At 43.5% G+C, this 18170-nt stretch carries 12 protein-coding genes; 5 read left to right on the top strand and 7 right to left on the bottom strand.

Annotated elements, in window-relative coordinates:
• Positions 1–66: 66 nt before the first annotated feature.
• A complete protein-coding gene (locus tag DW205_RS03300) occupies positions 67–2781 on the top strand; it encodes a TonB-dependent receptor (protein WP_005866658.1) in 2715 nt (904 codons plus the stop codon).
• A gap of 50 nt (positions 2782–2831) precedes the next feature.
• Here the strand turns inward: DW205_RS03300 and DW205_RS03295 are convergent, their stop codons facing one another.
• A complete protein-coding gene (locus DW205_RS03295) occupies positions 2832–3530 on the bottom strand; it encodes a M48 family metallopeptidase (protein ID WP_005866661.1) in 699 nt (232 codons plus the stop codon).
• 106 nt (positions 3531–3636) lie between these two features.
• On the opposite strand from DW205_RS03295, the gene gpmI reads away from it, so the two are divergent.
• Together gpmI and DW205_RS03285 are read left to right on the top strand one after the other, a co-directional pair.
• Positions 3637–5160, top strand: a complete 1524-nt coding sequence (gene gpmI / locus DW205_RS03290; protein ID WP_005866663.1) for a 2,3-bisphosphoglycerate-independent phosphoglycerate mutase — start codon at positions 3637–3639, stop codon at positions 5158–5160.
• A 16-nt stretch (positions 5161–5176) separates the two neighbouring features.
• A complete protein-coding gene (locus tag DW205_RS03285; RefSeq protein WP_005861059.1) occupies positions 5177–5758 on the top strand; it encodes a DUF3109 family protein in 582 nt (193 codons plus the stop codon).
• A 93-nt stretch (positions 5759–5851) separates the two neighbouring features.
• On the opposite strand, the gene DW205_RS03280 is transcribed toward DW205_RS03285, so the two are convergent.
• Positions 5852–6757, bottom strand: a complete 906-nt coding sequence (locus DW205_RS03280) for an Rpn family recombination-promoting nuclease/putative transposase (protein ID WP_121963056.1) — start codon at positions 6755–6757, stop codon at positions 5852–5854.
• Between the two features lie 1374 nt (positions 6758–8131).
• On the opposite strand from DW205_RS03280, the gene DW205_RS03270 reads away from it, so the two are divergent.
• Positions 8132–11407 (top strand): DUF6383 domain-containing protein, encoded by a 3276-nt coding sequence (locus tag DW205_RS03270; RefSeq protein WP_005866671.1) that lies wholly within the window; start codon positions 8132–8134, stop codon positions 11405–11407.
• A gap of 216 nt (positions 11408–11623) precedes the next feature.
• On the opposite strand, the gene DW205_RS03265 is transcribed toward DW205_RS03270, so the two are convergent.
• Both DW205_RS03265 and DW205_RS03260 read right to left on the bottom strand, forming a co-directional pair.
• Positions 11624–11944, bottom strand: a complete 321-nt coding sequence (locus tag DW205_RS03265; protein ID WP_005861068.1) for a T9SS type A sorting domain-containing protein — start codon at positions 11942–11944, stop codon at positions 11624–11626.
• A gap of 86 nt (positions 11945–12030) precedes the next feature.
• A complete protein-coding gene (locus DW205_RS03260) occupies positions 12031–12945 on the bottom strand; it encodes a ribonuclease Z (protein WP_005866674.1) in 915 nt (304 codons plus the stop codon).
• 324 nt (positions 12946–13269) lie between these two features.
• Between DW205_RS03260 and DW205_RS03255 the strand changes: the two genes are divergently transcribed.
• On the top strand, positions 13270–14865 hold the full coding sequence (locus DW205_RS03255) for a M28 family peptidase (protein WP_005866675.1): 1596 nt from the start codon (positions 13270–13272) through the stop codon (positions 14863–14865).
• 123 nt (positions 14866–14988) lie between these two features.
• On the opposite strand, the gene DW205_RS03250 is transcribed toward DW205_RS03255, so the two are convergent.
• The 3 genes from DW205_RS03250 to DW205_RS03240 are packed head-to-tail and all read right to left on the bottom strand — an operon-like array spanning position 14989 to position 17978.
• Entirely contained in the window at positions 14989–16140 is a 1152-nt protein-coding gene (locus DW205_RS03250) for a cytochrome d ubiquinol oxidase subunit II (protein WP_005861074.1), read from the bottom strand.
• A gap of 40 nt (positions 16141–16180) precedes the next feature.
• Positions 16181–17737: a cytochrome ubiquinol oxidase subunit I gene (locus DW205_RS03245; RefSeq protein ID WP_005861076.1), complete on the bottom strand. Its 1557-nt coding sequence runs from the start codon at positions 17735–17737 to the stop codon at positions 16181–16183.
• Positions 17738–17750: 13 nt separating this feature from the next.
• A complete protein-coding gene (locus tag DW205_RS03240; protein ID WP_005861078.1) occupies positions 17751–17978 on the bottom strand; it encodes a DUF4492 domain-containing protein in 228 nt (75 codons plus the stop codon).
• Positions 17979–18170: the final 192 nt, after the last annotated feature.

Genomic DNA, 18170 nt, shown 5'->3' with positions numbered 1-18170 from the left:
TGTTTTTAAATACCTGTCTAGCGGTATGGAATAAACCTTTATATTTGTGCGAAATATAATTTGGATATGAAGAATACTTACAAATTGATATTATTTCTTCTCTTGATAACCCATGCCTCTTTCGGCCAAGACGTGAAAGGGTATATTAAGGATGCGGAGAGCAAGGAGGCTTTAGCCGGGGTAAACGTTTTTTATAAGGACAAAGGGGGTACAAGAGGAACTGTGTCTGATATAAACGGTTATTATGAGCTGAAAGTGACGGATGGCGACGCTGTATTGACTTTTAGCTATCTGGGATATGAAACGTTGAGCGTTCCCGTGAAAGTAGATCCGGGAGAGTTCTTGACACGTGACGTATCCTTACGAACAAGCTCAAACATGATGGACGAGGTCGTCGTGAGCGTCGGGCGTTATGAGCAAAAGCTAAGCGATATCACCGTCTCTATGGAATTGTTGAAAGCGAAAGATATCACTCGTCAGTCTCCGAAAGATTTAACGGATGTACTGAAGAATATCTCCGGTGTGGACGTAACGGACCGGCAACCTTCCGTACGCGGTGGTACGGGATGGACCTATGGCGTGGGTAGCCGTTGCTTGATTCTGGTGGACGGAATGTCGGTGCTAACTCCGGGTTCCGGCGAGATAAACTGGAATATGATCCCGATGGAGAACGTCGATCAAGTAGAGGTACTGAAAGGGGCCTCTTCCGTATTATATGGCTCTTCTGCGTTGAATGGTCTGATCCATGTGAAAACGAAACGCCCCGGATTAGATCCGGTAACACAGGTGAACGTACAAGGAGGATTGTATGGGAAGCCGCGCCAAGACGGGACGCCTTTATATGGAGGCTTGGATCTCTCTCATTCCCGTAGGATCAAGAATTTTGATTTGACAGTGGGGGCTAATACATTCTTGGACGATGGGTATCGGCAGGATAATTACAACCGCCGTGTCCGGGTCGGTGGGAATCTTACGTATCACGATCCCCGGGTACAAGGGTTGAACTATGGTGTGAACGTGAATTACTTGTATAACGATTATACAGGTTTCTTTATCTGGCGTTCTCCGGAGGAACCCTATATTCAATCTCCGCTGGCGAATATGGGACGCCGTGAGAATACATTTTATATAGATCCCTTCTTGAATTATACGAATTCGGAAAAAGGGACGACTCATCGTTTCAAGGGGCGTTTCTTCCATCGGGGAAGCCGTATCATCACGCATACCACGGATAAGTCTCTTTTTGACATAACGAATAATATGGGTTTTGATATCTCATCTGTTCCGGAGATTATCAATATGGCGCAAAACTGGCAAACCGAGTTATTGCCGACCTTCTTACCGTATTTGCCGGAGGTGATGAACGGGAAGGTGAGCGGATTGATGGGTGAATTGGGCAAGCTGGGAAATCATTTTTTCCCGACAGCTACCTCGGCGGATTATATGGACTTGATTTCTTGGGTGATGGGACGTACTCCGCTACCCGATAAGAATAACGTAGGGGCTTGGTTGGTAGATGCCATGAAGCCGGTGGAGAAAAAGGCGCCGGAGGCTACGGATCATACCTATTCCTATAATCTGGATTACCAATTCAGCAAGAAGTTCGAACATTCACAACTCACGGTTGGAGGTACTTATGAGCGTATTCATGCGGATTCGAAAGTGACCGGGCAGCATAGTAGCGATAATGTGGCTACCTTCCTGCAATATGATCATAAATTTATCGATCGTTTGAACGTCTCGGTCGGTGTTCGTCTGGAGTATTACCGGGTCGATGATTTCTACAGGGAAGCGGAGACGAAGATTTTCGGGGCGAAGGTTCCGGTAAAACCTGTTTTCCGTGGAGGCTTGAATTATGAGTTGGGTGAGTATAGTTTTATCCGGGCTTCTTTCGGACAGGGATACCGTTATCCATCCGTTACGGAGAAGTTTATCCTGAAGGATATCGGAGGTGTGGGAGCTTTCCCGAACGCTGAATTGAAAGCGGAGCAAGGTTATAATGCCGAACTTGGTTTCAAGCAAGGCTATAAGTTCGGCAATTTGAAGGGCTTTGTCGATGTGGCCGGCTTTTATACCCGTTACAAGGATATGATCGAGTTCCGTTTCGGCCTGTTTAATAATAAGACCTTCGATTATATCGATGGGCTTTCCAAGTTGTTCAATGCGTTCTCTAGCGGCGACGGCTTAGGAATCGGCGCTCAGTTCACGAACGTAGGCCGGGCGGAGATTTATGGGGTAGATTTGTCTACCTCGGGTGTGTATGAGTTTAACCGTGATACTCGTCTGGCATATACTTTGGGGTATGTTTATACGAATCCGATCGATATGGACGTGGATTCACGGAACGCGGAGGAGGAAGCGAATGATGACTTAATGGCGATGCGTTCGAAATCGAATGACAGCAAGTATTTAAAATATCGCCAGAAACATTCCGTAAAGGGGGTATTCGATCTGGAATGGAAACGGTTTAATATCGGAACGAATATGTCATGGAAAAGCAAGACATTGGCGGTCGATTATTTTATGGTCGATGAGCGTACGAAAGCGGAGCCTAACCTGATGGATTATATGCGTTCGATGCTATTCGGAAACTTACATGATTATTGGGCAGAGAACAATAAAGGATATTTCGTCATGGATATGCGTGTCGGGATGAAAGTGACGAAGAATATCCATGTACAAGGACTGGTGAACAACCTCTTAAACAAGCGCTATAGCGCCCGTCCGATGGATGTCGGCGCACCTCGGACTTTCATTCTGCAAGTAGGAGCCAATTTCTGACAATTCACCCGGTTGTAGAGACGGAGCGTGCTCCGTCTCATCCCCCGTCTCTACAACATATGATAACTTTTCAACTCATTTCGTAAACGAATCGCTTGATTGTCCGTCACCTTATCCATCAGTTTCCAGAACCTTTCGCTATGGTTCATCTCTATCGTATGGCAAAGCTCATGCAATAATACATAATTCACCAAATGCCAAGGAAGAAGCATTAATGATTGCGAGAGATTAATGCTCTTCTTCATTGTACAACTTCCCCAATGCGTTTTGCTATTATTGATTTTCACCCCGGTCAACATAAATCCATGTTGCCTTGCCAATAGCGTGATACGTTCCGGCAACAACCGTTTCGCCTCGTGGCGGAGCGCCTTCTCCAGCATGGATTTCAGTAAGGATTGCACCTCTTCCTCTTCGAAACGAGTCTCATTCGGACAAGCGATATGCAGTACCCCATCCTCCAATCTCATGTAGAAATTACTTCGCTCGGTGCGGAAGATATGCAAGCGGAATGTCGTAGCCTGTAACTCCGATCTTTCGTCGAGCAGGGGCCGGGCCGGATACTTCTGGAGCGCTTTTACCAGCCGGGCCTTGTTCTCCATGATAAAAGCGATCATACGTTTCTCGTCTCCCCCGGGTGGCATCGTGGCGGTTATCTTTCCTTTTGATATCTTGAGCGTGTATCGAGTGGCCCGGGGAGTGGTACGGAGCGTTATGACTCCCAAATCCTTGTCTTGTATATTCTTTTCCATTCCTGCCACAAAAGTAATACATTGAGAGAAACAATAATACGATGGAATTGATTATCTTCGCGATCGTAAAGGTTAAAAACATAATCAATATAATAAATTAGCAATCATGAGCAAAAAAGCACTTTTAATTATCTGTGATGGTTGGGGAATTGGTGACAAAGGTAAAGACGACGTGATCTTTAACACGCCGACTCCATATTGGGACGAGTTATTGAAAACTTATCCAGCCTCACAGTTGCAGGCTTCTGGCGAGAACGTTGGTTTGCCTGACGGACAAATGGGTAACTCTGAGGTGGGCCACTTGAACATCGGTGCTGGCCGTATCGTTTACCAAGATTTGGTGAAGATCAACATCGCTTGCCGCGAGAATACGATCATGGAGAACCCGGAGATCAAACGTGCTTATGGCTATGCGAAAGAGAATAATAAGCAGATCCACTTCATGGGCTTGGTTTCCGATGGTGGTGTACATAGCTCTTTGGAGCATTTAATGAAACTGACGGATATCGCCAAGGAATACGGAATCAGCAAGGCTTATGTACATTGCTTCATGGATGGCCGTGATACGGACCCGAAGAGTGGTAAAGGCTTTATCGAGACGTTGGAGAATCATCTGAAGACTACCGGCGGTAAGATCGCTTCTATCATCGGACGTTATTACGCTATGGACCGTGACAAACGTTGGGAACGTGTGAAAGAGGCTTACGACTTATTGGTCGAAGGTAAGGGTAAGCAAGCCGAGTGCATGGTAAAAGCGATGGAAGAGTCGTACGCCGAGGGTGTAACGGACGAGTTCATCAAGCCGATCGTTCACGTTGAGAACGGAAAGCCGGTTGCTGTTATCGAGGAAGGCGATGTCGTGATCTTCTTCAACTATCGTAACGACCGTGCGAAAGAGCTTACGGTTGTATTGACTCAGCAAGATATGCCGGAGGCTGGTATGCATACGATCCCGGGCTTGCAATATTTCTGTATGACTCCGTATGACGCTAGCTTCAAGGGTGTTCATATCTTGTTCGACAAAGAGAACGTAAATAATACGCTGGGTGAGTTCTTGGCAAACGTAGGTAAGACTCAGTTGCATATCGCCGAGACAGAGAAATACGCTCACGTGACTTTCTTCTTCAACGGTGGCCGCGAGACTCCGTTCGATAGCGAGGAGCGTATCTTGGTCCCTTCTCCTAAAGTGGCTACTTACGACTTAAAACCGGAAATGAGCGCTTTCGAGGTGAAAGATAAATTGGTGGACGCTATCAATACGAAGAAATTCGATTTCATCGTAGTGAACTACGCCAACGGTGATATGGTAGGCCATACGGGTATCTACAAAGCGATCGAGAAAGCGGTCGTAACGATCGACGCTTGCTTGCACGATACGGTTGAGGCCGCTAAAGCCAACGACTATGAGGTAATCATCATTGCTGACCATGGTAATGCGGATCACGCCTTGAACGAGGATGGCACTCCGAATACGGCTCACTCCTTGAACCCTGTTCCATTCGTTTATGTGACAGCCAACAAGGACGCTAAAGTAGAGGATGGTATCTTGGCCGATGTGGCTCCTTCAATCCTTCACATCTTGGGCTTGAAACAGCCGAAGGAGATGACTGGCAAGTCATTGATTAAATAAGAGCTAGGCGCATCTTATGATCCAGATAGATGACACTTTAGTAAGTCTTGACGTTATCGAGCGTTATTTTTTATGTGATCTTTCCAAATGTAAGGGGGAGTGCTGCGTGGAAGGAGATTCCGGCGCTCCATTAGAGGATTCGGAGTTGGCGAAGCTCCAGAAAGTATTGCCCATTATCTGGGATGATTTATCCCCGAAAGCTCAAGAGGTCATTCATAAGCAAGGCGTAGCTTATATCGATGAGGAAGGCGATACGGTTACCTCTATCGTGAACGGCAAAGATTGTGTCTTTACCTGTTACGACGCCGATGGTACTTGTAAATGCGCTATCGAGAAAGCATACCGGGAAGGTAAGACGGATTTCTATAAGCCTGTTTCTTGCCATCTTTACCCGATACGTGTCACTCAGTATCGGGATTTCAAGGCCGTGAACTATCATCGCTGGAGCGTTTGTAAGGCAGCGGAGATCTTAGGAAAGAAAGAGCAATTGCCGGTTTATAAGTTCCTCAAGGAACCCTTGATCCGTAAGTTCGGCCAGGCTTGGTATAAGGCCTTGGAAGAGTGTGCGGAGGAATGGAAGAAGCAGCGTGAGGAGTAGTTTTTAGATCGTTTATAAATATAAAAAATCCCTTCAGTCTCTCCCTTTGATAACTATACGTTAAAAACGGATGGAGGCTGAAGGGATTTTGTTTTATAGTCGCTCTATTTCCTCAAGGGAAAGGCCGGTACATTTTTGAATGATAAGAGGGGTTATTCCCTCGGCTTTCATATTACGTGCCGTAGATTCTTTTCCTTTTTGCAGTCCCTCTTGCAATCCTTCTTGTAATCCTTTTTCCATGCCTTCTTCCATCCCTTTTTTCATGCCTTTCTCGACGGCGAAGTCCAAGGTGTTGTAATAATCATTATACATCTTCCACTCCGCCTCGTACTGCGCCCGTTGTTTGGGGGTGAGGTTCGCCATGGATCCGATGCGTTCCAACCGCTCGAATATGGCCTTGCGTGCCTTGAATGGCATTCTGTCTAATGTGTCCATATGCTTTAGTACATAAATCCAACGTTCAAAATCTGTCTCGCATTCTTCCTCCTCTTTGTTGAATCGAGGAAGCTCAATATAGATTTGGCGGAACTTGGGGTTGAATACCTGTCCGGTCTCCCGGTCCGCCAATATGATGTCCCTTCGGAATTTTCCCTCCTTCCCGTTTTTGTCTGACCCGTTCTCTTCGTCCAGCGTGAAGTTCAAGAAGAATACTCCGTACACGGCCGCTAGCTCATAGTCCCATGTTCCCTTTATACCCTGTTCCACCACCGAGTGCGAGAGGTAGTATAAGGCCCTGTCCTTGAAGTGGGGCTGTTCCCTGTTCTGCATCTCGATTATGATCCGTTCGCCCTTGTCGGTCTCGCAATGAATGTCAAAGATGACCTTCCTTCCTTGCTCTGTCTCGGGCAATCGCTCATTGTTCATGATCCTCAAGTCCATGATCGTATACTCCCCTTCGAGGAGGTCGTTCAGGAACTCGATTAGTATGTCCTTGTCCATTTCCCTACCGAATATGTGCTTGAAGCCGAAATCGGTGAAGGGGTTGATAAATTTTCCCATAGTGTTTATAGGTTTTAGTGATTAATAGGATATAGATGGCTCTTTTCCATCTTTGGCGATAAAGATACGATTTTTATTATATGGGGCATTCATTTAGGCTTTAAAAAACACGTACGTCTTTTTTCGGAAACACCTTGTGTAGTTTGAGTGAAGACGAGATATAGTGAACGCATAAAGGATACAGCCTTAAAGCTAAAGGTGGGTTAATGAGGCTTTCCGCGTCAAATGTAAGCCATAGCTTATTTGAAAATACGGGAAACATGTGCCTGTACAGGCCCTGATAACCAAGAAACGGACACTTTCATTGGTTGTTGAAGTGAATAACTAACGGCTTGGGAAGTGAATAACTAATCACTTGGAAAGCCTTTTTATACCGGAACCAACAAGGTCTTCTCAGCAACTTTTGGAGTGTGGTTCAGTTATCCTTCGGGGCTTTTCTATGTCGATTATTCTGTTATAGCCCTTGCGGATGGATGGTAAGCGAAGCAGCGATAATCATGACAGTTTGCGCAAAACAAGGCTGTTTGTTTGACATACCTCTTCTTTGGAGAAGTCTAACCAGAGAGAAGAAATAGGTGAAAAGGGCCTTTTTGTCTCTTATTTATAGGTAAAAGGTCGCTTTTCCGGTGAGAAAGGTGGTGTTTGCCCATGCGAATATATGCGTTAGCCGACGCAACCGTATGTTTTAGCCGACGTAACCGTATGTATTAGGTGATACATACGGTAGTAATCCCTATCGCATACGATAGAAATAGCCTTCACATACGGATGAATTACAGGTTTTAGCCTTAAGAATATGAATTAGGATGAATAATTTTCGCCAGAATGAAAGGGCATATTCCGTTATCTTGTTATGGAATAACTACTTGCAAATATTTTTTCTCGTTTTACGGGACTATATGTATAATCTCCCGGAAAATTTGATTCTCAAGGACTTTAATATACAAAGTGTCACAATGACAATCCGTAAATTCCGGATGACTCGTTTAATATAATATTAATGTACGCCTGTACATTATTAATGCTATACTATAAAAGCTGATGAATAATAGATTGAAATGATATCTGGAGTATGGAAACGACTAGTTTAAACGAACGATTCTTTTAGTCATTTGCAAAGGTACGCGTTTCTTCGATACTTGCAACCCTTCCGGGCTATTTTTTTACTGCTTATTCTCTTTCTTATCAATAGGATAGGTTATCCTTTACGAAACAAGCGATTCCTTCAACAAACCTTTCTATTTACCCCTTATAAAACGCAAGATTAAAACCTTCGTTTAAACTAGTCGTTTTTGAATGACAAAGCAATCGATACGATAACGTAATGAGCTGATTATCTTAATAAACACTAGTATTAATATTAATTTTAGAATTATGAACAAAAAGTTTTCTACTCTTTTGGCTGGTGCTGCGCTTCTGGGTGCGGTGACGGCTAATGGTGCTGTTAAGCTGAATCAAGGAGCGAATAACGGTCTTTATCAGCTTAAGGCAGGTTCTGCTTTCTTGAGTATTACCGAAAATTCCACGACTCACGAAGATGAAATCAAAATGGTTTCTCACTCTTCCGCAAATTTAGGAGGTACAATGTGGTGTGTAACGGTTGATGCCGAGAATCAAGGACAGAATCCTAAGTATGATTTCACGAACAAGATCGGAAAGTTTTTAGGTCTTGAGATCAGCACGATCAAAGGTAAGGCGGCGGCTCCGTTAGCTGCTGTACCTGCTGTTGTCGGTGGTGATCTTTCCGGTTGGAAATTCTCTCCTGTATTTAAGAATGGTGTGGAGAAATCCGTTCTCTATTCTTATTTCACGAATGACTCTGTAATCGGTTTGAAGGTGAATACTAGTGGCGATGTAGAAATGGTTAAAACTATAGCTACTACAGCTGGTATTACTGCCGCTGGTTTTACTGAATTTGAGTTGGTAGAGGCCGCTTCGATCGTTGTCTCAGGTGCTGATGAATTGAATACGATCTTTGGTACCCAAGATAAGAAAGCTGGTATCACATTGAAGTTTACTCCGGATGTATTAGGAGATGGAGCGGTAAACTACTTTACCGAGAAGAAGTTCACGGTTGAAGCTTCTGGAACTGCTAATTATTTCCATGTATTGAGAGCCGACTCTTCTTACTTGTACGTAGATACTGCTTATACGAATGCTGTGGGTGGAGCTAAGTTCTTGGCTTATAACTGGAGCAACTTAAAGGATACTTATAAGACTGGTACTAAGAATCATGCTACTCCGAAAGATTCTATCAATGCTACAGATTTATCAGACCAATATAAATTTATGTTTACATATTGGCCTTCAAATGACAGCTTGGAGATTCAGGTTAAACAATCTTTGTTAAAAACAAGTGAGACGTATTGGAAAGATGTTACTGCTACTACAGCTATGCAAAATCAGCATATCTCTTTGCAAGAGTTGCTGAAAGACAAGGTTCGTATCTTGACGGTAGATGCGGCTCAAAATACTAAGATTGAGTTAGGTTTCGCAGGTTGCAAAGTTTTGCCTACTACAAAGACAACTGTTGATGATGGTGTTTATGTAATCAGAAATGCTAAGACTGGTAAGTACTATGCTGCTCCGCTTTATAATGAATCTGCATCTAGTAAATACGAGTGGGTGACTTTGGATATTCAAGATGCTACTCATATGCCTGCTTATCAATGGGTTGTGTTGAAGAAGAACGTAACAGATAAGAATAAGGTTTCTGCTGTAGATTTGTATAACCGTGAGTATAATGACGGTACGGCTGCTGATGCGACTCTCCAATTGAATAAAAATGCGGGGGCTACTTATATGTATGCTGCTAGTTTTGGTGACTCTTTGGAATTTATCCCAGTCGCTAAAGAAATCTATACTGATAAGTATGTGGGTTATAAGCATCTGACTAATGATGAGTTGATCACGAACAAATATACTTTCAACTACTGGCATCCGTACGCATCTGATAAATTTATCGGTGTTAAGGATTCTACGATGAATGTGTTAGAGGGTAAGAAAGCGTTCACTCTTAAGTCTTCTTACAAAGAACATGCTTATGGCTATAATCCTTCTGAGGAGGTTTCCGGTAATGCGGACAAGAAGATCACGGGTCGTATCCCTGGCTTGGTGAGACCGGTAAGAACGATGTATATCATTACTAATGGTGAGACTACTTTCCGTAATCATAACGTAGCGGTAGAGTCTAAGTATAAATTGAGTAAGTATTATCCTAATACTACGAATGACTCTGTTTACTTCAAGGAGAACAACCATATTGAGGGTAACCATTACTATGCTATCCTTGAGGCTACTTCCGCAGGTGCTATCAGCACTCATAAAGCAGGTGTTTCCGATTATGATGCTTCCGCTACTTTGAAAGCTCAGGTAATGGGTGAGACTCGTACTTCCGCATTCGCTATCGCTCCGGACGAGACTCCGTTGTATCGTCAATTCAATAATGAACTTCTTGGTGAGAACGTTGATAATTCAGCTGATAGCTTGATGTTCAAGGAAACTATCCGTGGTGAATATTTGATGGATGAGCATAATGGTGCCTTGTTGAACAAGGATGTTGATTACGCTGGTATCTGGAGTGAGGGTAAGGCTGATGGTAAGTTGGCTTTCCGTATTGACACAGCATGGTTAACTCGTGGCGCAGGTAAGGTTAAACCTCAATACTTGGTATCCGCTTATCGTGAGTTGATCGAGGGTGAGAAGATCATTCCTTGTACTGAGACAGGCAAGCATATCACTGCTGATGGTCAAGTTACAGAAGATCCATATCAATGTGTACATGCTGTTCATGTGAAGACTCCGGCATTCATCTATGGTAAGTATTTGGTTAACTACTCAGACTCTGCTGCCGCTGTTGCTGCTCGCAAGGAAGCTCTTAACCCGTACTTGTTCAATACGAAAGCAGTTTCAAACAGTAGCTATACTCGTGTAGGTTTCGTTCCTGCCGTTCAATATGGTGATACCTTGATCGTTTTGACAGGTAAGTACAAAGCTATGACTGCTGATCAATTGAAGAATGAGGGAATCGAGTCTATTATGGCTGTTTATAAGAAAGATTATCCGAAATTCATCAACGTATTGTCTGGAGACAAGCATAAGAACGTAACTTGGTCATTCCGTTATGTAAATCCGGATAAGGCTGCTTTAGCTTATGTAGATGGTAAAGAGGGTGAGAACAACTCATTCTTGATCGAGTCTAACGTATATGCAACAGGAACAGATGGTGATAATCAATATCAGACTATCAAGGGTGATTTGGCAAAAGCTATCGCTCCTAATGAAGCTGCCGCATGGTTGAAGATGCACAATGGCTGCTTGGTATTGACAGATGCTAGCTCTACATTTGGTGCCGCTAAGACCGGTGGTGATGGAGCATTGGTATTCAACGCATATTCTAAGACTGAAGATGATGATATGGTAACATCTAACGATAACATCAACAATGTTGAAGGTGTATCTGTAGTAGCTGGTAACGGTACTGTAACTGTTCAAGGTGCTGCTGGTAAGTCAGTAGTTATCACTAACATCTTAGGTAAGGTTGTCGCTGAGACAGTTCTTACTTCTGACAACGCTACAATCGCTGTACCGGCTGGTATCGTAGCCGTAGCTGTTGACGGTGAGGAAGCAGTTAAGGTAGTTGTAAAATAAGACTAACCGATAGACTAAACGAATAGAGGCGGGGAGACCCGCCTTTATGTAATATATAATTAAATAACTATGCCGCAATAAAAAAGTATCCCGTGACGGGTGAACACGTGGCATATTAATACTAAAGTAATTAAAAGTTCTTCCGCAGGTATCCTCGTGAGAAGAGAAAGCGGATCAAAAAACAAGCCCCGTAGGATTATCCTATGGGGCTTTTATTTACCGTATCGCCACCTTGCGTACCGTATCGCCAATGCGGATGATATAATATCCCTTTGCGATATCTACGACATATTCGGCGGTGGACTGCTTGACTTCGATTTCTTTCACCTTGATGCCTACGACACTGTAGATTTCCAAGATACTCCCGACAGGAGCGTTCTCTACCTTGATGCGATTCTCGTAGGCCGTGATTTCGATAGGAGAGGGATCTTCTTGCCTAGAAGCAAATGTCTTGACTCCCGATTTATTAGCTTGTGCGTAAACCGGATAACTTGCGGAGAATGCAAGTGCCAAAGCGATGATATGTATAAGCTTCATTTACTTGTCCCTAAATTCGTACAAATGTAGAAAGTTTTCTGCATATTAGAAAGTAATTAGCTTTATTTCGTAAAACGGATGTATGATTATACGCTAAGCCTCATACCTTCCTCTCCTAAGATCGTGCCGGGAAATATCTTGTCTGCTTCTTTCTTTAACGGTGCCATATCCTCGTAACGAGCCGAGTAATGACCGATAACCAATCGCTTCACTTGGGCTTTATAAGCAATCTCGGCCGCTTGGCGGGCGGTAGAGTGGAAGGTCTCTTTCGCACGTGCGGCGTCACATTCAGCGAAAGTCGCCTCGTGGTATAATAAATCCACCCCTTCAATGATGGGGATTATAGATGGGTGAAAAGCTGTATCCGAGCAATAAGCATACCGTTTGGGAGCGACGGCAGGACGGGTTAAGCGGGCATTCGGGATTACCTCTCCTTCCGGGGTGACGAAATCAGCGCCCCTTTTGATCTCTTGTATCATACGGATAGGAACCTGATAGAAATCCGTCATCTCCCGGATGATATGCGCTTCTTTGGCTTTCTCGGCGAATAAATAGCCACAACAGGGTATACGGTGCTTTAACGGAATGGAATAAACGCTTAAGGAGCGATCTTCCATAACCAACGAATGAGTTGTCGGGTCGATTAAGTTAAAACGGATCTCATAAGGCAACCCTTTGCAAAAGATATCAAGTACCGGACGCATATAGCTCTCGATGTCTTTCGGCCCATGAATAACAAGTTCTCCATTACGCCCCAGCATACCTAATGTAGAGATCAATCCCGGTAGCCCGAAGCAATGATCTCCGTGTAGGTGGGAGATGAAGATATGATTTAAACGGCTGAATTTTATACGCATACGACGCATTTGCACTTGCGTGCCTTCCCCGCAGTCGATCATGTATAGTTTATCTCGTAAATCTACTATTTGAGAGGTCGCCAGATGGCGTGTCGTGGGCAATGCGGAACCGCATCCCAATATGTTTATATCAAAATCAGCCATTTGTTGTCTATGGGAATAATTGAGTGCAAAGATAATACAAAAGCATTTCTGTTCTGTGAAAAATAACAAAAAAACAAAGTGTAATGTATGCAGGATGAGGTGGATTCCATATATTTGTTTGCTGTCCTTCGGGAAAGCGAATATACAGTCGGTAAATAGACTTAAGATATTTTTTTCTAAGCCTTAACTAACTTTTTCTTTTTGTTTAAAACGGTTAAATGTAGAAACGGCCAAGCGTGAGCTTCGCCGTTTCCTTTTTTTATTGTTAATTTGAAATCTAAATACCTATATCTAATAAATTATGTCATTTAACAATCTACGATTATGAACAAGAATTTTATCTCTGTTTTTCTTCTGATGCTCGCTATGGGCGTATCTGTTATGGCCCAGAGTTATGAGGAAGATTTGGCTTTTTTCAAGGAACGAGTAAAGACTTTAGGCTCGGATGAGTTCGGAGGGCGTAAGCCTTTGACCGAGTATGAGACGAAAACAATCCATTACATTGCTGATGAATTTAAGAAACTAGGTCTTCAGCCTGCTAATGGCGATAGTTATTTCCAGCCGGTGAAGGAAATATCTACTTTTACCCGTCCGGTAAAGAATAAGATCACGGTGAAATGCGCGAAAGGCTCTATGGATTTGAAGTTCTCGGATGATATTGTCGTTTGGACGAACCGGGGGACTGAAAAGGTAGTTATTCCTACTACGGATTATGTGTTCTGTGGGTTTGGTATTAATGCGCCGGAATATGGTTGGAACGATTATGCGAATGTAGACGTGAAGGGGAAAATCGTTATCGCTATGGTGAATGATCCCGGTTTTTATGATACGTCTTTGTTTCGCGGAAAGAACATGACCTATTATGGTCGTTGGACTTATAAGTTCGAGGAGGCGCAACGCCAAGGTGCTGCAGGTTTATTGGTTCTTCATAACGAGGCGGCCGCTTCGTATGGTTGGAAGGTCTGTCAGGCTTCTCACGTGCAGACAAATATCGCTCTTTGCTCGGAGACAATGAATGCGGAAGCTTTGGGCATGAAGGGATGGCTCTCGGAGGAGGCTTGCAAGAAAATGTTCGCCCTTAGCGGATTGAATTTTGATGAGACGATTGCCGCGGCGAAGAAACCGGGTTTCAAGAGTTTTACGATGAAGGCGAAGAGTAAGGTTATATTAAATGTAAAGATGACCGTAGGCGAGTCTCATAATGTGGCGGCTGTTTTACCGGGCACGGACTTGAAAGATGAATACTTGGTTTTTACCGCTCATTGGGATCATTTTGGGATCGGTACTCCGATAGATGGGGATAGTATCTATAATGGCGCTAGTGATAATGCTTCGGGTGTGGCTACCTTAATGCTATTAGCTAAGAAATATCAATCATTGCCTGTTCGTCCTCGTCGCTCTATCGTATTCGTGGCGGTGACTTCCGAGGAATGTGGCTTATTAGGTTCTCAGTACTATTGTGAGCATCCTTTGTTCCCGTTATCTAAAACAGCTATTAACTTGAATTTTGACGGCACTGCTCCGCGTGAGCGTACCCATGATGTTTCTCTCCGGGCAGCGGGCAAGACGGATACAGATGCCTTGGTGATCGCTATGGCCTCGGCACAAGGGCGGACCGTGAAGGTTATCACCGAAGATCCTGCGGGTGGTTATTTCCGTTCCGATCATTTTAATTTCGTGAAAAAAGGCGTACCTACGATTTTAGTTGGTGGCGGTAAGGATTACGTGGATAAAGCACGCCATGAGGCTAAACCGAAAGTTTACCGGTATCACCAACCGAATGATGAGTATGATGAATCTTGGTGGGATTTTGATGGGGCTATGGAAGATATGAACTTAATGTTTAGTATCGGTTTAGTTATCGCCAACAATGATGAGATGCCTAAGTGGACAAAAGAGGCGGACTTCCAAAGGCAATAGATTAATGTGCCAATGTAGCAATATGCCAATATGCTAATGTGTCAATTAAGATACTATCACTTGTATTCTCACTGGCACATTGACATATTGGCACATTGGCATATTATTTAATTTGCACATTATTTAATAGGTATGACCTCCTTCTTGCATTTCCTTACTATTGATCTTATGTAGATCAAGCGCTCTCCAAGCATAGAAAATGTAGGCTAATACGAATGGAACGAGAATAGATACATAGCTCATTACTTTCAACGTGAATGGGCTTGAGCAACTATTCTGGATCGTCAATGAACTTTGTAGATCCGCCAAAGATGGGTAGTAAGCCGTATTATTCCATCCTGCGCAAAGTAATAAAGCTAATACGGTCAAGACAGTCCCTGCTCCCGCGAACCAGATGCCTTTTCTCCAAGTCTTCGAGAATATCGTTTTCCCTATGCCGAATAGCACGCCAACCACGCCAATCAATAATACGGCTAACACGATTGGCATCTCGATCAGGTTCATAAAATACTTATACGGTTGCATAAATACTTCTCCGGTATCCGGATTTACGGCAAAACCGTCCACCAACAATAAACGGATCAAGAATGTCAAGAAAAAGACGAGGAACAAGATTGTCTCCGGTATCAATTGTTTCCGGCTTTTAGCGACGATCTCCGGATCATCGATATTGTTGATAAAATAGAGTAGGGCCAGAGCTCGTGCCAAGAAGAAAACTGCCAGTCCTAGGCACAAATTCCAAAATACCAAAGCCGCCTCTAATCCATGCCAAGGATTGGCCCACGTGGAAATGACGGGCATGGCTACATCAGTCAACTGTTCTTTGTTAACAATAAATTCAGCGCCGTTAAAGAAGGTCGCTACAGCGGTTCCGAGTAAGATCGGACCTGCTATACCATTGATCATAAGAAATACTTGATACGTCTTTTTCCCGAGTAGGTTGCCTTTTTTCGCTTGATACTCGTAAGATACAGCTTGTATCACGAAGCAAAGCAAGATCAGCATCCATACCCAATAGGCTCCGCCGAAGCTTGTGGAATAAAATAAAGGGAAAGAGGCGAAGAAAGCACCTCCGAAAGTGACCAACGTAGTGAAAGTAAACTCCCATTTACGCCCGGTCGAGTTCAATAACATTTTTTGCTGTATCTCCGTCTTGCCGATAGTGAAGAGTAGAGATTGGCCTCCTTGTACAAAAAGAAGGAATACTAATAGCGCTCCGAGTAGAGATACCAGAAACCACCAGTAATGTTGTAACAATATATATGTACTATCCATAGGACTTTCTATTTAAGAATTGATATTTGAAAATTGAAAATTAGTGGGCGGCAGCTTCCGGCCCTTTCTTGATGGCCTTAACCATGATTCCAATCTCTGCGATCAGCAGGATCGTAAATAAGATAAGGAACAGGTAGAAAGTGGTCTGTACCGAGGATGGGTTTAACTTGGATATCGAAGCGCTGGTCGGCAAGATATCCTGTATAGCCCAAGGTTGACGTCCTACCTCCGCTACGATCCAACCGGCTTGTCCCGCTATATATCCTAAAGGTATAGACCATAGGCCCACGTATTGCAACCAACGTGTATTAGCGATTTTCCCTTTTTTATCCCATATCAACGTAATAATGAATAGTAAGATGAAGAAACAACCAAGGATCACCATCACACGGAAAGAATAGAATGTCAATCCTACATGCGGGATTAACTCTGCCGGATCCTTAATATAACCATATCCGAAATAGGGGAAATTCTCTTCCAAGGTTACCCTGTATTGTGCGGCTGCTGCGGTATCTTTATCTTTAACCGCTTTGCGATAATCAGCTAACGCTTTGATGGCGGTTTTACCTTTCTCTATTTTTTCTTTGGCGGAGAGCGCTACCGTTCCTTTATTGGTCGTATAACCTCCCTCTATTAAGTTTACGATTCCCGGAACGTATGCGTTCATGTCACGTTCTGCTAAGAAGGAGAGGAGTTTGGGGAACTTAATGTCAAAAATAAATGCGTTCTGGTTATCCAGATAACTCGTCTTTGCCGGATTTAAGATGCCGATACCTACGAGTCCTACTCCGTTGCCACCCTCATAAAGACCTTCCATGGCGGCTAGTTTCATCGGCTGCTTTTGAGCGACTTGGTAAGCGGAGCCATCACCCGTCCAGATAATAAGGATGGAGGCTACCAACCCGAATATAGCGCTGACCTTGATACTTGACAAAGCGAATTCGGTATTCCGTTTCTTTAATAAATACCAGCAGCTGATTCCTAGTACGAACAAGGCGCCTACGATCCAACCGGACAATACCGTATGGAAAAACTTATTAATGGCGACAGGCGATAAGGCTACGGCCCAGAAATCGAACATCTCGTTACGGACCGTATCCGGATTGAAATGCATACCGACCGGATATTGCATCCATGCGTTAGCGATCAAGATCCAGAGAGCGGAAAGAGTAGCGCCGATAATCGTCAGCCAAGTGGAGGCGAGATGAAAGCGTTTGCTAACCTTGTCCCAACCAAAAAACATAACAGCGATAAAGGTAGCTTCCATAAAGAAGGCGAGAATTCCCTCGATAGCCAAAGGTGCCCCGAAGATATCCCCGACAAACCAACTATAGTTAGACCAGTTGGTTCCGAACTCGAACTCGAGGATCAATCCCGTAGCGACACCGATAGCGAAATTGATACCGAATAATTTCATCCAAAATTGGGCGGTCTTTTTCCATGCCTCATTACCTGTCCGATAATAAATCGTCTCCATAATAGCTTGGATAACGCCAAGTCCTAGTGTTAGTGGCACGAAGAGCCAATGATACATGGCAGTAAGGGCAAATTGAGCCCTCGACCAATCGATCAATGAAGTGTCAATGTTTTCAATCATATTTATTAATGTTTTAAGGATTTATTGCCCGTTGTATGAGTTCGTTCGATACGTGGTTCTCCTTCTCACTATCGCTATCGAATTGCCCGAGATAATTAGGAAAGAAGAATAATCTCAGGATAAAAAACATGATAAACAATTTGACTAGAATGATTAGCCAAAGAGTCTTGCCCAGCTTCATCTCCCGGAATCCTTCCAGATAAAAGCGATATATTCGTATGAATGCAGATTCTTTTTTCATATAGTTGTTCTCATTTAAGATAACAGTTGTTAATATGAATATGTTTTCATGTTTTTACAAATATATCCAAACTGCGTTAATAAAATACCCCCAATCCTATAGATAATATTTATGAAATTATAAATAAGATCTATCCTGTCTGTTAAAAAAAACTATTTTAAATAAGAAAGCGGTCTTTTGATCTTGTCAATA

It is taken from the genome of Parabacteroides sp. AM17-47 (assembly GCF_003434625.1).
In the GTDB taxonomy this organism is placed as follows: Bacteria; Bacteroidota; Bacteroidia; order Bacteroidales; family Tannerellaceae; genus Parabacteroides; species Parabacteroides distasonis.
Note: the sequence above shows the minus strand (reverse complement) of the source record. Positions and strands in the feature narration are given on the sequence as shown.

Bases quoted from the DNA above. Each gene is read 5' to 3' on its own strand.
- DW205_RS03280 (WP_121963056.1), bottom strand. From the start codon at position 6,757: ATGGGAAAATTTATCAACCCCTTCACCGATTTCGGCTTCAAGCACATA.
- DW205_RS03240 (WP_005861078.1), bottom strand. From the start codon at position 17,978: ATGAAAAAAGAATCTGCATTCATACGAATATATCGCTTTTATCTGGAA.
- DW205_RS03265 (WP_005861068.1), bottom strand. From the start codon at position 11,944: ATGAAGCTTATACATATCATCGCTTTGGCACTTGCATTCTCCGCAAGT.
- DW205_RS03285 (WP_005861059.1), top strand. From the start codon at position 5,177: ATGATCCAGATAGATGACACTTTAGTAAGTCTTGACGTTATCGAGCGT.
- DW205_RS03250 (WP_005861074.1), bottom strand. From the start codon at position 16,140: ATGGATAGTACATATATATTGTTACAACATTACTGGTGGTTTCTGGTA.
- gpmI (WP_005866663.1), top strand. From the start codon at position 3,637: ATGAGCAAAAAAGCACTTTTAATTATCTGTGATGGTTGGGGAATTGGT.
- DW205_RS03295 (WP_005866661.1), bottom strand. From the start codon at position 3,530: ATGGAAAAGAATATACAAGACAAGGATTTGGGAGTCATAACGCTCCGT.
- DW205_RS03260 (WP_005866674.1), bottom strand. From the start codon at position 12,945: ATGGCTGATTTTGATATAAACATATTGGGATGCGGTTCCGCATTGCCC.
- DW205_RS03270 (WP_005866671.1), top strand. From the start codon at position 8,132: ATGAACAAAAAGTTTTCTACTCTTTTGGCTGGTGCTGCGCTTCTGGGT.
- DW205_RS03255 (WP_005866675.1), top strand. From the start codon at position 13,270: ATGAACAAGAATTTTATCTCTGTTTTTCTTCTGATGCTCGCTATGGGC.
- DW205_RS03245 (WP_005861076.1), bottom strand. From the start codon at position 17,737: ATGATTGAAAACATTGACACTTCATTGATCGATTGGTCGAGGGCTCAA.
- DW205_RS03300 (WP_005866658.1), top strand. From the start codon at position 67: ATGAAGAATACTTACAAATTGATATTATTTCTTCTCTTGATAACCCAT.